At 63.1% G+C, this 13,321-nt stretch carries 13 protein-coding genes; all 13 read right to left on the bottom strand.

All coding sequences use genetic code 11. From position 1 onward, the window contains the following. Positions 1-5: 5 nt before the first annotated feature. The gene (locus tag CEJ45_RS03735) at positions 6-797 is read right to left on the bottom strand and encodes a TrmH family RNA methyltransferase (protein ID WP_088753868.1); all 792 of its coding nucleotides are present in this window, start codon (positions 795-797) and stop codon (positions 6-8) included. A gap of 11 nt (positions 798-808) precedes the next feature. Beyond that, positions 809-1,441 carry a ribonuclease HII gene (rnhB, locus tag CEJ45_RS03730; RefSeq protein ID WP_088753867.1) on the bottom strand — a complete coding sequence of 211 codons (633 nt, stop codon included), beginning with the start codon at positions 1,439-1,441 and terminating at the stop codon, positions 809-811. A 59-nt stretch (positions 1,442-1,500) separates the two neighbouring features. Next, positions 1,501-2,676, bottom strand: a complete 1,176-nt coding sequence (gene lpxB / locus CEJ45_RS03725; RefSeq protein ID WP_088753866.1) for a lipid-A-disaccharide synthase — start codon at positions 2,674-2,676, stop codon at positions 1,501-1,503. Further along, a complete protein-coding gene (lpxA, locus tag CEJ45_RS03720) occupies positions 2,660-3,448 on the bottom strand; it encodes an acyl-ACP--UDP-N-acetylglucosamine O-acyltransferase (protein ID WP_088753865.1) in 789 nt (262 codons plus the stop codon). Before lpxA ends, lpxB begins: the two co-directional genes overlap by 17 nt. Before the next feature lie 135 nt (positions 3,449-3,583). Further along, entirely contained in the window at positions 3,584-4,048 is a 465-nt protein-coding gene (gene fabZ / locus CEJ45_RS03715; RefSeq protein ID WP_006462531.1) for a 3-hydroxyacyl-ACP dehydratase FabZ, read from the bottom strand. After that, positions 4,041-5,129 (bottom strand): UDP-3-O-(3-hydroxymyristoyl)glucosamine N-acyltransferase, encoded by a 1,089-nt coding sequence (gene lpxD, locus CEJ45_RS03710; RefSeq protein ID WP_088753864.1) that lies wholly within the window; start codon positions 5,127-5,129, stop codon positions 4,041-4,043. Before lpxD ends, fabZ begins: the two co-directional genes overlap by 8 nt. A 129-nt stretch (positions 5,130-5,258) precedes the next feature. Next, positions 5,259-5,768, bottom strand: coding sequence for an OmpH/Skp family outer membrane protein (locus tag CEJ45_RS03705; protein WP_229296936.1), 510 nt, complete (start codon positions 5,766-5,768; stop codon positions 5,259-5,261). Between the two features lie 45 nt (positions 5,769-5,813). Next, positions 5,814-8,195, bottom strand: a complete 2,382-nt coding sequence (gene bamA / locus CEJ45_RS03700; protein WP_088753862.1) for an outer membrane protein assembly factor BamA — start codon at positions 8,193-8,195, stop codon at positions 5,814-5,816. A gap of 195 nt (positions 8,196-8,390) precedes the next feature. Beyond that, positions 8,391-9,764 carry an RIP metalloprotease RseP gene (rseP, locus tag CEJ45_RS03695; protein WP_088753861.1) on the bottom strand — a complete coding sequence of 458 codons (1,374 nt, stop codon included), beginning with the start codon at positions 9,762-9,764 and terminating at the stop codon, positions 8,391-8,393. Further along, complete coding sequence (gene ispC / locus CEJ45_RS03690) at positions 9,761-10,933, bottom strand: 1-deoxy-D-xylulose-5-phosphate reductoisomerase (protein WP_088753860.1); 1,173 nt, start codon at positions 10,931-10,933, stop codon at positions 9,761-9,763. Before ispC ends, rseP begins: the two co-directional genes overlap by 4 nt. 26 nt (positions 10,934-10,959) lie before the next feature. Then, on the bottom strand, positions 10,960-11,787 hold the full coding sequence (locus CEJ45_RS03685; RefSeq protein ID WP_088753859.1) for a phosphatidate cytidylyltransferase: 828 nt from the start codon (positions 11,785-11,787) through the stop codon (positions 10,960-10,962). Continuing rightward, complete coding sequence (uppS, locus tag CEJ45_RS03680; protein ID WP_088753858.1) at positions 11,787-12,545, bottom strand: polyprenyl diphosphate synthase; 759 nt, start codon at positions 12,543-12,545, stop codon at positions 11,787-11,789. The genes CEJ45_RS03685 and uppS overlap by 1 nt, the downstream gene beginning before the upstream one ends. Positions 12,546-12,736: 191 nt before the next feature. Next, positions 12,737-13,297: a ribosome recycling factor gene (gene frr, locus CEJ45_RS03675; protein WP_088753857.1), complete on the bottom strand. Its 561-nt coding sequence runs from the start codon at positions 13,295-13,297 to the stop codon at positions 12,737-12,739. Positions 13,298-13,321 lie beyond the last annotated feature (24 nt).

Genomic DNA, 13,321 nt, shown 5'->3' with positions numbered 1-13,321 from the left:
CGTCCTCAGCGCCCGACGGTACGCTGGCGCAGTTGTTCGAACAGGCAGACTGCCGCTGCGGCCGCCACGTTGAGCGACTCCATCTCACCCAGGTGCGGAATCACCACTTCATGGGTGGCCGCATCCTGCAAGGCCGGCGACACGCCCTGCCCTTCATGCCCCAGCAGCCAGGCCACCGGACCGGAGAGGTCGCAATCATAAATGGTCTGGGCCGCGTGCGAACTGGTGGCCAGCAAGGGGATGCGGCTGGCGGCGCACAGGGCGACCAGGTCGGCGTTCTCGAAGATGTCCAGCACGAAATGCGCGCCCATGCCGGCCCGCAGCACCTTGGGCGACCAGGCCGCCGCCGTGCCGGGCGAACAGAACACCTGCTTCAAGCCCGCCGCTGCGGCGCTGCGCAGGATGGAACCGAGATTGCCAGGGTCCTGCAGGCCATCGAGCAGCACGGCCGATTCCTTCAACGCCGCCGGGGCCACCGGCGCGGGCGTACTCACCAGCAACAGCAGGCCTACGCCGTTTTCCACGGTGCTGATGGTGTCATACAGCTTGTCGGCCAGCACCAGGCATTGCGCGTGCAAAGCTTCACATTGCGCCAGGATGGGCGCTACTTCAGGGTGATACTGGGCACTTTCCGCCACCACGCACACCTGCGGCGCGCCGCGATGCTGCAGCCAGGCCTGCGCCAGGTGCACGCCATCCAGCAGGCTCTGGCCGGCGCGGCGGCGGGACTGGCTGCTGGTGGCCAGTTGCTTCAGGTCCTTGAAGACCGGGTTGTCCTTGGAGGTGATCAGTTTCATGCCTGTCTCGCTCATGCCATCACCACCGTCTGGCCGGACAGCAAGGCCTTGACCGGCGCATAGGAGCGCCGATGCACCGGCGAGACCCCATGCAGGCGCAGCATTTCCAGGTGCAAGGGGGTCGGATAGCCCTTGTGGCGGTCGAAACCGTAGTGCGGATAGGTGTCGTGCAAGACCAGCAGCGCCGCATCGCGCGCGGTCTTGGCGAGGATGGAGGCGGCCGAGATGGCCGGCACCTTGTCGTCGCCCTTGACGATGGCTTCGGAGCGGATGCTCATGACCGGGCAGCGGTTGCCATCGATCAAGGCCAGGGTGGGCAGCGTCGAGAGCGCTTCCACCGCGCGGCGCATGGCCAGCATGCTGGCGTGCAGGATGTTGAGTTCGTCGATCTCCTGCTCGTTGCAGGACGCAATGGCCCAGGCCAGGGCCGATTCCTTGATCTCCAGCGCCAGGCTGTCGCGCGCGGCTTCGGAGAGCTTCTTGGAGTCGCGCAGGCCCTTGACCGGACGCGCCGGATCAAGGATCACGGCGGCGGCGAACACCGGACCGGCCAGCGGACCACGGCCGGCCTCATCGACGCCGCAGATGATCTCGCCGGAATGGTCGTCAAACAACGCCAGGGTCTGGGGGGCCGCCTTGGGCATAGCAATTTCCTTCATCAAACTCTCAAACGGATCGCCACAGCGATCCTTCTTTCGGCCCGTCAGCGACGGCGCGCACCAATGACTTCACAGACCGCGTTGGCGCTCTCCCGGCTGGTATCGCGCAGCAGGGACTGGTGCATGTCGGCAAAGCGCCGCACCAGACGCTGCTGGTGCGCATGGTCTTCCAGCTGGTGCCACATGGCATCGGCCAGGGCCTGGGGCGTGGCCTGGTGCTGCAGCAGCTCCGGCACCAGGAAGTCGCGCGCCAGGATATTGGGCAGGCCCACCCAGGGCTGGTAGGCCATGTGCCGCATGATCTGGTAGGAGGCCCAATTGACCTTGTAGGAGATCACCATCGGCTTCTTGTACAGCGCCACTTCCAGCGAGGCCGTTCCGGAAGCTACCAGCACCGCATCCGAGGCCTCCATCGCACTGTGCGACTGGCCGCGAATGACACTGATGCCAAGATCTTCATATCCGCCCTGGCGAATCTGCTCTTCAAAAAAGGCCATCTGGCGCTCGCCCGCCATGGGCGTGACGAACTGCAATTGCGCATCACGCTGCCGCAACAGACGCGCCGCCGCCAGGAAGCCTTCGCCATTCTGCTTCAGCTCGCTCATGCGGCTACCCGGAAGGATGGCCACCACCCTGCCCGGCCCGGTCAGTCCGAGGCGCTGGCGTGCGCCTGCGGTATCCGGCTGCAGCGGGATCACCTCCGCCAGCGGATGGCCGACGTAGGTCACGGGGACGCCCGCCTGGCGATACAGGTTTTCCTCGAAGGGAAAGATCACCAGCATGTGCGACACCGCACGCTGGATCTTCTTGATGCGCCAGCCGCGCCACGCCCAGATCTGCGGGCCGATGAAGTGGATGGTCGGGATGCCGGCCTTCTTGAGCTGTTCTTCCAGGCCCAGGTTGAAGCCGGGATAGTCCACGCCTACGAAGACATCCGGCCGGTCCGCCAGCAGTTTGTCGCGCAGCGCCTCCTGGATGCCCTTGATCTCGCGGTAACGCGGAATCACTTCGAACAGGCCCCGCACGGTCAGCTTGTCCATCGGCCAGTCGCTGGCAAAACCCTGGGCCATCATGTGCTCGCCGCCAATGCCGTACAGACGTACTTCCGGCAGGCGCTCGCGCACGCCGGCCAGCAGGCGGCTGCCCAGCAGGTCGCCCGAGCTTTCGCCGGCCACCAGTGCAATCGACTGGCGGCGCGTGATGTCAGCGGATGATGCCACGGGCCGAAGCCTCGATGAATTCGCGCAGCAGGCGGATATGTTCGGGGCTGTGGGCCGACTTGGCTTCCATGTCCGCCAGTTGCTGCTTGGCTTCTTCCAGCGGCAGCCCGGCGCGGTAGATCACCTTGTAGGCGCGCTTGATCTCCATGATCTGCTCGCTGGTGAAGCCGCGGCGCTTCAGGCCCTCGCTGTTGATGCCGGCCGGCACCGCACGGTTGCCGGCGGCCGTCACGAAGGGCGGCACGTCCTGGCTCACGGCCGCCGTAAAGGCGGTCATGGCATGGGCACCGATATGGCAGAACTGGTGCACCGTGGTGAAACCGCCCAGGAACACGTGGTCACCCAGGTGCACGTGGCCGGCCAGCGTGGCATTGTTGGCCAGGATGATGTGGCTGCCCAGCTGGCAGTCGTGCGCCAGGTGGACGTAGGCCATGATCCAGTTGTCGTTGCCGATACGGGTCGCGCCGCCGTCCTGGACGGTGCCCCGGTTGAAGGTGACGAATTCGCGGATGGTGTTGCGGTCGCCGATCTCCATGGTGGTCGGCTCGCCCGCGTACTTCTTGTCCTGCGGCGCCGCGCCGATGGAGGCGAACTGGAAAATCTCGTTGTCACGGCCAATGGTGGTGTGGCCTTCGATCACCACGTGGGGACCGATGCGGGTGCCCGCGCCGATGCGCACGTCAGGACCGATGACGGCGTAGGCACCGATCTCGACCGATTCGTCGATCTGCGCGCCGGAGGCGATCACTGCGCTGGGATGGATCTTGGACATGTCCTGTGCTTCGATGGGTTCACTTGTTGCGCATTTTGCAATGAAGCAATCTGCACAATGAATCAGGCCCGGCGCGATCTTGCCGATCACCGCCGGGCCTGGCTTGATGCGTCAAGCCTGCAGGCAGGCCTGGACTCAGGCGCTCTGGCTGGCGTCGGCGGCGCTGCGCATGGTGCACATCAGGTCGCCTTCCACGGCCACCTGGCCATCCACGGTGGCCACGGCACGGTACTTCCAGATGCCACGGGCACGGCGGGTGATTTCCACTTCCATCTTCAGCTGGTCGCCCGGCTCCACCGGACGCTTGAAGCGGGCATTGTCGATGCCGACGAAGTAGACCACGGTGTTTTCATCGGGCTTGCGGCCTTCGGTCAGGAAGGAAAGCAGGGCCGCCGTCTGGGCCAGCGCCTCGATCATCAGCACGCCCGGCATCACCGGCTTGTGCGGGAAGTGGCCGTTGAAGAATTCTTCATTCACGGTCACGTTCTTGATCGCGGTGATGGTCTTGCCGCTCTCCCAGTTCAGCACGCGATCAACCAGCAGCAGCGGATAACGGTGCGGCAGGTACTGTTTGATTTGATTGATGTCGAGGCTATTCATTCTCTTCTTGATTCTCTGAAAGCGGGGCTTGGCCTGCTTGTTCTTGTGTCAACGTTTTAAGCGATTTTTCCAACGCCCGGATTTTCTCACGCATCGTGCCCAGATTGCGCACCAATGCAGCGGATTTTTCCCAGTCGCGGTGTTCGGTGATGGGATAGAAGCCGGTGTATTGCCCTGGCTCAAGGATGGAGCGCAGGGCCAGCGTACCGGCCGAGACGTGCACCTTGTCCACGATGGTGATGTGGCCGTGGATCATGGCCGCGCCGCCGATGGAGCAGTATTTGCCGATCTTGGCGCTGCCGGCGATGCCGGCACAGGCGGCAATGGCAGTATGGGCGCCAATGTGGCAGTTGTGGGCGATCTGGATCTGGTTGTCGAGCTTGACGCCCTCCTCGATCACGGTATCGGCCAGGGCACCACGGTCGATGGTGGTATTGGCGCCGATTTCGACGTCATCACCGATCATGACGCGGCCGACTTGCGGGATCTTGATCCATTGTCCGGCTTCATTGGCGAAACCGAAGCCATCGGCCCCGATCACGGCGCCCGAATGGACGATGCCGCGCGCGCCGATCTCGCAGGCGTGATGCAAGGTGGCGCGGGCATGGAAATGGGTGTCCGCTCCGACCTTGGCGTGATGGCCGATGAAGCTGCCGGCATCGATACGCGCACGCGCGCCGATGACGGCACCGGCTTCGATCACCACCAGCGGGCCGATCACGGCGTCCGGCGCGACCTGGGCCGACGGATCGACTACGGCGCTGGCGTGGATGCCGGCGGCCGGGCGCACCTCGGCTTCGGCCTGGAACAGCTGGGCCGCCCGGGCGAAATAGGCGTAGGGGTTGCGCGTGACGATACGGGCTCCGGCATAGCCTTGCACCTGGGGGTCGTCCGCCTCGGACAGGATCAATGCGGCCGCCTGGGTCTGGTCGGCTTGCGCACGGAACTTGGGGTTGGAGAGGAAGGTGATGTGGCTGGCACCCGCGGCGTCCAGCGGGGCGATGCCCTCGACGGCGATGGTCGCATCACCCTTCAACTGTCCGCCCAGGCGCTCGACCAGTTGCTGCAGTCGAATACTCATCTTGGCTTTTCCGAATGATAGGCGTTGCTTGGCTTACGGTAGAACAAAGGCTGCCCTGACGGCAGCCTCTGAAGCGACATGCGGGCGCAGGGACGTTTCCGCCCTGCGCCCGCATGGTTGAGGCAGCAATTACTTGGCCAGTTCCTTCAACACCTTGTCGGTGATGTCGATGCGCTTGGAAGCGTAGACGGCTTCCTGGAAGACGATGTCGTATTTCTCGGCTTCGGCGATCTGGCGGATCACCTTGTTGGTGCGTTCCAGGACCACGGACAGTTCCTCGTTGCGGCGCTGGTTCAGGTCTTCACGGAATTCGCGCTGCTTGCGCTGGAATTCCTTGTCCAGGTCGGACAGGTCACGCTGGCGCTTGGCGCGGTCGGAATCCGACAGCACGGCGGCATCCTTGTCCAGCTTGTCGGACTGGGCCTTCAGACGTGCAGCCATGTCTTGCAGGTCACGGTCACGCTTGGCGAACTCGGCTTCCAGCTTGGTTTGGGCAGCCTTGGCAGGCGCCGCTTCGCGGAAGATGCGCTCGGTGCTCACGAAGGCGATTTTCGAGCTTTCCTGCGCATGGGCAGGGGCAAAGCTCAACAGGCAGGCAGCCATCACGACGGTCTGCAGGGACAGGAACGATTTGGTCATGAACTTCAAGATTACTCTCCGTATTACGAATCAATGATGACCGCTTTAGAAGCCGGTACCCAGTTGGAACTGGAAGGTTTGAGACTTGTCACCCGTCTTCAGGTTCAATGGCTTGCCGAAGCTGAGCTTCAACGGGCCAATCGGCGACACCCAGCTGATACCCACACCGGCTGAATAGCGCAGGTCGTTCAACTTGATGTTCTGGCCATCGGCGAAGACGTTGCCGCCGTCAAAGAAGGTGAACCAGCGCAGCGTGCGGTCCTGGCCCGAACCCGGGAACGGGAACTGCAGTTCGGCATTGCCGTACAGACGCGAAGCGCCGCCCATGGAGTCGCCGTACTGGTCCTTCAGGCTGCCCAGCGAGGAGGCTTCATAGCCACGCACGGTGCCGATACCGCCGGCATAGTAGTTCTTGAACACCGGATAGGGCTTGCTGCCGATGCCGCGGCCATAATCCACTTCACCATTCAGGGCCAGGGTCACGGCCTTGCTGAAGAAGGGCTGGAAATACTGGTGCTGGTAGCTGGCACGGTAGTACTTCAGGGTACCCACGTAGGAAACCTCGAAGTTGGCGCGCTGGTAGCGGCCGGTGGTCGGCACCAGGGCCGAGTCACGACCGTCACGCTGCCATGCGATGGTCAGCGGGATGCTGGTGGTACGGGCGCTGCCGATGCCGCAAGTCGCGGTCGAGGAAACGTCCGTCACATCGCAACCGGCACCGCCGGCGCCACCGAAGTCGCGCACGTATTGACGGTACAGCGTGGGGCTGGTGTTATCGGTGCTGACATCGGTATTTTCCACCCCGATACCGAAGAACACGCGGTCCAGTTCCGAGAACGGCACGCCGAACTTGATGCTGCCGCCCAGCGTCTTGACGCGGTAGTCACCGGTCGTGTAGACCGACGGACGAACGGTGCGCAGGTAGACTTCATAGGTGCGGCTGATGCCGTCATCGGTGAAGTACGGGTTGGTGGTCGAGACCGAAATCGTGCGATAGCGCGAGCTGGTGTTGATGTCGATACCAACCGTGTTACCGCTGCCGAAGGCGTTTTCCTGCGAGATCGAGCCGGTCAGGCTGAGCTTGTCCGACTGCGAGAAGCCGGCACCGACCATGATGTTGCCGGTCGGCTTTTCTTCGACCTTCATGTTCACGTCGACCTGATCGCTGGTGCCCGGCACTTCGGGGGTATCAACCGTGACTTCCTTGAAGTAGCCCAGGCGGTCCACGCGGTCGCGCGAGAGCTTGATCTTTTCGCCGTCGTACCAGGAATCCTCGAACTGGCGGAATTCGCGGCGGATCACCTCATCGCGGGTCTTGGTATTGCCGGCGATGTTGACGTGACGCACGTAGACGCGCTTGCCCGGGTCGACCATGATGGTGAAGGCGACTTCCTTCTTCTCGCGGTCCACGTTGGGGTTGGCGTTGACGTTGGCGAAGGCGTAGCCGAAGTTGCCCAGGCGTTCGCCGATCTTCTTGGTGCTGTCGGTCAGTTTGGCGCCAGAATAGACGTCGCCCTTCTTCAGTTGCACCAGCTTGGCCAGTTCCGGCTCCATGCCGAACATCTCGCCTTCCAGCTTGATGTCGGAGACGGTGTACTTCTCACCTTCCTTGATGTTGACGGTGATGTAGATGTCTTTCTTGTCGGGCGTGATCGACACCTGGGTCGACTCGACCTGCATTTCCAGGTAGCCGCGATCCAGGTAGTAGGAACGCAGGGTTTCGATGTCGCCCTGCAGCTTTTCCTTGGAATACTGGTCGGCCTTGGTGTACCAGGTGAACCAGCCAGGGGTGGTCAGCTTGATCTGGTCACGCAGGGTGCTGTCGGAGAAGACCTTGTTGCCGACGAAGTTGATCTGCTTGATGCGCGAGACTTCACCTTCATCCACGCCAAAGGTAATGGCCACGCGATTGCGCTCCACCGGGGTGACGGTGGTGGTCACCTTGGCGCCATAGAGGCCGCGCGAGAGGTATTGGCGCTTCAATTCCTGTTCGGCACGATCGACCTGCGAACGGTCGAAGATGCGCGACTCCGCCACGCCGATTTCCTTCAAGGCCTTGGTCAGCTGTTCCTTGTCGAACTCCTTGATGCCGGAGAAGTCGACGCTGGCAATGGCCGGGCGCTCGACCACCTGCACCACCAGCACGTCGCCTTCGGCTTCGATGCGCACGTCACGGAAGAAACCGGTGGCATACAGCGCCTTGATCGCGGCGGTCGCCTTTTCGTCGTTGAAGGTGTCGCCCACGCGCATCGGCAGGTAGCTGAAGACGGTACCGGCTTCAGTACGCTGGATGCCTTCGACGCGGATGTCCTTGACCACGAACGGCGTGATCGCCATGGCCTGGCTGGAGCACAGGGCAAAGGCGGCAGCGGCAATCAGGCGACGGGAGAGAGTCGGAATGGGATGTTGCGCAGGGTGTAATTTCATCTATCGTTCATCAACAGTTTTTCGCTGCGGCACTGCCTGACATGATGCTGGTAAGCAATTGAAAACGGATTCCTGATCCATTGCCAATTGCTTAACAACTGCCATCGGGGGTGGCCGGCAAATGTAAAAAATCCGGTCTTTCTCGCCATCCTCGCCGCTGCTCGCGTGCAAGACGGGGATGGCATCAGGCCGGATTCATCCTTGGAACATCAGTCGCACGATATCGTTGAATGCAGCAACGAGCATCAGCGCCATCAGTAAACCCAGGCCGGCACGCTGCGCGATTTCCCCAAACCGCTCGGAAACGGGCCGTCCTGTCAAAATCTCCAGCGCATAATACAGCAAATGACCGCCGTCTAAAACCGGGATTGGCAACAGATTCATCACACCCAAGCTGATACTGATGAAGGCCAGGAAGCTGAGGTAGCTCACCAAGCCCACGCGGGCAGTCTGTCCGGCATAGTCGGCGATGGTGATGGGACCGGTGATGTTCTTCAACGAGACCTGCCCGACGATCATCTTGCCGATCATCTTGATGGTCATCACGCTGGTATCCCAGGTGCGCTGCGCGCCCTTGGCCACGGCCGTCAGGGGATCGTCGCTGACGGTGGCCATCTCGGGTGCCAGCGGCACTTCGACCTTGATGCGGCCGATGCGTTTGCCACTCTCGCCCTCTTCCACCGTATCGGGCGTCACGCGCACTTCCAGCGGCGTGCTGCCGCGTACGGCTTGCAGCAACAAGGGCTTGCCAGCCGACTCCCGCACCTTCTCGACAAAGGCCAGGCCATCCTGCACCGGCACGCCATCGATGGCGGTGATGCGGTCGCCGCTCTGCAGGCCCGCGGTCTTGGCCGGGCCGTCCATGATCTTGCCCAGCACGGCCGGCGGACGCGCCAGGGACAAGCCCAGCTTGGCCAGGAAGTCGCCTTCCAGTTCATTGCTGTCGATGCCGCCCAGGCGCAAGGTGACGGTATTGAGCAGCTTGCCGCTGCCATTGGGATTGGGGCGCTCGACATCGATGCGGGCGTCCGCCTTTTCCAGCACCAGCTGCATCAGCTTCCAGCGCACTTCCGACCAGACCTGCACCGGCGCGCCATTGATGGCCGTGATGCGGTCGCCCGCCCGCAGGCCGGCCTGGTAGGCGGCCGTCTGTTCGGCCGCGGCGCGCAGTACGGGCACCGGCTCGGGCACGCCGTGCATGTAGAGACCGGCAAACAGCACGATGGCCAGCAGGAAATTGGCGATCGGGCCGGCGGCCACGATGGCGATGCGACGCCAGACGGATTGACGGGTGAATTCGCGCTTGAGATCCGCTTCCGGGATGTCTTCCAGAGGCTGTTCGCGGGCGTCCAGCATCTTCACGTAGCCGCCCAGCGGCAAGACCGAAAGCGCCCATTCGGTCTGATCCCGGCCGAAACGGCGCGACCAGATCACCCGGCCCATGCCCACCGAGAAACGCAATACCTTCACGCCGCACCAGCGCGCCACCAGGTAATGCCCCAGCTCATGGACAACCACCAGGCTGCCCAGGGCGACGAAGAAAGCGATCAGGGTATGCAGCAGGTTCATCGTGAAATCAGGGCCTCGGCATGATCACGCGCCTGCCGGTCCTGCTCCAGCAGGGCCGTGATGTCATCGGCTTGCCGGTTGGGGATGGCGGACATGACCGCTTGGATCAGGGGAGCGATCTTCCCGAAGCCGATGCGGCGATCCAGGAAGGCTTGCACGGCGACTTCATTGGCGGCATTGAGGATGGCCGCCAGCGTCCCGCCGGCTCGCAGGGCATCATACGCCAGTTTCAGGCAGGGGAAGCGCTGGTAATCGGGCGGGAAGAAGGACAGCTGGGCAATCTGCGCCAGGTCCAGCGGCGCCACGCCCGAGGCGATGCGCTCCGGATAGGCCAGTGCATTGGCAATGGGCGTACGCATGTCAGGGTTGCCCAGCTGCGCCAGCACCGAGCCATCGGCATAGGAAACCATGGAGTGGATCACGCTCTGCGGATGGATCACCACCTCGATCTTGTCGGCCGGCGCACCGAAGAGCCAGTGGGCCTCGATCACTTCCAGGCCCTTGTTCATCATGGTGGCCGAATCCACCGAGATCTTGCGCCCCATCACCCACTTGGGATGGGCCACGGCCTCTTCCACCGTGACCTCCTCAAGGGTATTCACATCGCGGTTGAGGAACGGGCCACCCGAAGCCGTCAGCAGGATCTTTTCGACACCATGGGCCGCCATCGAGCGGCTATAGCCGGCCGGCAGGCACTGGAAGATGGCGTTGTGTTCGCTGTCGATTGGCAGCAGGCTGGCGCCGTGCGCCTGCACCGCATCCATGAGCAACTGGCCGGAGATGACCAGTGCCTCCTTGTTGGCCAGCAGGATCTTCTTGCCGGCACGCGCTGCGGCCAGGGTGGAGGCCAGCCCGGCGGCGCCGACGATGGCCGCCATGACCATGTCGCAGCCGTCGGCCGAGGCGATGTCGCACAAGGCTTGCGGGCCATAGGCCACTTCGGTGGACAGCTTGGCTGCGCGCAGCAGGGCCTGCAATTGCGCCGCCGCGTCGGCCGAGCCCACCACCGCCACTTGCGGGCGGAAACGCTGGCATTGCTCGGCCAGTTCAGCCACCCGGGCATGGGCGCTCAACGCGAAAACGCGATAACGATCGGGGTGGCGGGCCACCACATCCAGCGTGGACACGCCGATGGAGCCGGTGGAGCCAAGAATGCTGATGGACTGCATGGAATTTCCAGGACGAAAGCGGCGGCTCAGGAAGCCGCCAGCCAGAGGTCGACCAGTGCTGCCAGCGGCAGCACCGGGATGAGCGCATCGATACGATCGAGCACGCCGCCATGGCCGGGCAAGAGGTTGCTGCTGTCCTTCATGCCGGCGCGGCGCTTCAGTTGCGACTCGAAGAGGTCGCCGACGACGCTGGCTACCACCATCAGGCTGAGGATACCGACAAAGCCGCCCCAGCCCCAGCGATTGAACAGGTGATACTGGAAGGTCTCGCCGCCGCTCATCGACATGGCGACCGCCGCCGAAATCACCAGCACGGCCAGCCAGCCGCCAATGGCGCCCTCCCAGGACTTGCCCGGGGAAATGGTCGGCGCCAGCTTGTGGCGGCCGAAACCCTTGCCGGAGAAGTAGGCACCGATATCAGCCACCCACACCACGGCCATCACCGAGAGCAGGTACAGCGGCGAATGCTGGAACAGGTCCACGATGGCCACGAAGCAACCGAGGATGGAGAGCATGTAGGTGCCGTTGAGCAGGCGATTGCCAAAGGCCTCGATCCTGGGCAGGCCCAGCCCGAGCGCCGGCACGAAGCGCAGCGCCCACAGCAGCACGCACAGCACGTACAGCGCACGCACGCTGGGCAGGCCGGAGAAGAACAGGATCACACTGAACACCAGCGTCCAAACCAGCGCCCACACCGTAGGACGCGGGCTCTTGAAGAGGCGGAAGCATTCCCACGCACCAGCTGCAAAGAACACCAGCACCGCCATGGCGAAGGCAGGGAAATAACCGAAATACAGGATGGGCAGCAGGATTGCCAGGAGGATCAACGCCGTGATGACACGCGTCTTGAGCATCAGGAAGCCTTTTTCTGGTCCAGCACCTGGGCGCTGGTGCGCCCGAAGCGGCGCTCGCGTTGTTGGTAGGAGCCGATGGCCTGGTCCAGCGCCTTGGCGTCGAAATCAGGCCAGAAGGTCTCGGTGAAATACAGCTCGCTGTAAGCCAGCTGCCACAACAGGAAATTGGAGATGCGTTGCTCGCCGCCGGTGCGGATGAAGAGGTCGGGCTCGGGGGCATAGGCCATGGCCAGGTACGGGGCCAGCTCTTCTTCGGTGTAGTCGGTCGCGCCCGGCTTGTCCTTGACCATCCGGGAGACGGCCTGCATGACATCCCAGCGGCCGCCATAGTTGGCGCAGACGGTCAGCGTCAGGCGACTGTTGCCGGCAGTCTGCTCTTCGGCCTTGGTGGCCATTTCCTGCAGTTTGGGATCGAAGCGGCTCATGTCGCCGACGATGCGCAGGCGGATGCCGTTGTTGGCCATCTTGCCGACTTCGCGTTCGAGCACCGTCATGAACAGGCGCATCAGGACCGACACCTCGTCGGGCGGGCGGCGCCAGTTCTCGGAACTGAAGGCAAACAGCGTCAGGAATTCGATGCCGCGTTCAGCGCTGGCCTCGACGATGGAGCGCACCGCATCCACGCCCTTGGCATGCCCCGCCACGCGCGGCAGGAAACGTTTGGTCGCCCAACGACCGTTGCCGTCCATGATGATGGCAACATGGCGCGGAACCGCGGAAGTCTCCGGAACCGCCAGAGTTGAGCTTTGGTGCTTCATGTAAATGATTTATTACTTTTCCGTGCACGGACAGCGAAGCGCAACATGGTAACGGGCCGCAGCCGCTTTGACAAACCGGCCCGCCTTCATCTCCATCGTCTCTCCCGCTCCCCGCCTGCACTTTTGCTGTCTTGGACTTGTTCGTGCAGCGCGGCCGCCATGGCAGCCGCGCTTGGGCCCTGCAGGACGGCTTACACCGTCATCACTTCCTTTTCCTTCTCCGTGACCATCTTGTCGATGTCGGCCACGAACTTGTCGGTCAGCTTCTGGATCTCGTCCTGGCCACGGCGCTCTTCGTCTTCCGAGGCGATCTTGTCCTTGACCAGCTTCTTGAGGCCTTCATTGCCTTCGCGGCGGATGTTGCGCACGGCGATCTTGGCATCTTCGGCTTCGCTCTTGACCAGCTTGACCATTTCCTTGCGGCGTTCTTCGGTCAGCGCGGGCATCGGCACGCGGATCAGGTCGCCGTGGGTGGCCGGGTTCAGGCCCAGGTCGGCTTCACGGATGGCCTTTTCGATGACGGCCGCCATTTTCTTCTCGAAAGGCTGCACACCGATGGTGCGGGCGTCGATCAGGGTCAGGTTGGCGACCTGCGACAGGCCGGTGGGCGAACCATAGTATTCGACCATGACCTGGTCCAGCAGGCCGGTGTGGGCACGGCCGGTACGGACCTTGGCCAGGTTGGCCTTCAGGGTTTCGATGGACTTGGCCATCTTCTGTTCGGTATTTTTCTTGACGTCAGCGACACTCATGCTGCTCTCCTAACTTTGGTGCAA

The sequence above is a fragment of the Herbaspirillum aquaticum genome (genome assembly GCF_002213425.1).
Classification (GTDB): Bacteria; Pseudomonadota; Gammaproteobacteria; order Burkholderiales; family Burkholderiaceae_D; genus Herbaspirillum; species Herbaspirillum aquaticum.
Note: the sequence above shows the minus strand (reverse complement) of the source record. Positions and strands in the feature narration are given on the sequence as shown.

Excerpts from the sequence above, each read along its gene's own strand:
- CEJ45_RS03735 (WP_088753868.1), bottom strand. The coding sequence starts at position 797 with ATGAAACTGATCACCTCCAAGGACAACCCGGTCTTCAAGGACCTGAAG.
- rnhB (WP_088753867.1), bottom strand. The coding sequence starts at position 1,441 with ATGCCCAAGGCGGCCCCCCAGACCCTGGCGTTGTTTGACGACCATTCC.
- lpxA (WP_088753865.1), bottom strand. The coding sequence starts at position 3,448 with ATGTCCAAGATCCATCCCAGCGCAGTGATCGCCTCCGGCGCGCAGATC.
- fabZ (WP_006462531.1), bottom strand. The coding sequence starts at position 4,048 with ATGAATAGCCTCGACATCAATCAAATCAAACAGTACCTGCCGCACCGT.
- lpxD (WP_088753864.1), bottom strand. The coding sequence starts at position 5,129 with ATGAGTATTCGACTGCAGCAACTGGTCGAGCGCCTGGGCGGACAGTTG.
- CEJ45_RS03705 (WP_229296936.1), bottom strand. The coding sequence starts at position 5,768 with ATGACCAAATCGTTCCTGTCCCTGCAGACCGTCGTGATGGCTGCCTGC.
- bamA (WP_088753862.1), bottom strand. The coding sequence starts at position 8,195 with ATGAAATTACACCCTGCGCAACATCCCATTCCGACTCTCTCCCGTCGC.
- rseP (WP_088753861.1), bottom strand. The coding sequence starts at position 9,764 with ATGAACCTGCTGCATACCCTGATCGCTTTCTTCGTCGCCCTGGGCAGC.
- ispC (WP_088753860.1), bottom strand. The coding sequence starts at position 10,933 with ATGCAGTCCATCAGCATTCTTGGCTCCACCGGCTCCATCGGCGTGTCC.
- CEJ45_RS03685 (WP_088753859.1), bottom strand. The coding sequence starts at position 11,787 with ATGCTCAAGACGCGTGTCATCACGGCGTTGATCCTCCTGGCAATCCTG.
- uppS (WP_088753858.1), bottom strand. The coding sequence starts at position 12,545 with ATGAAGCACCAAAGCTCAACTCTGGCGGTTCCGGAGACTTCCGCGGTT.
- frr (WP_088753857.1), bottom strand. The coding sequence starts at position 13,297 with ATGAGTGTCGCTGACGTCAAGAAAAATACCGAACAGAAGATGGCCAAG.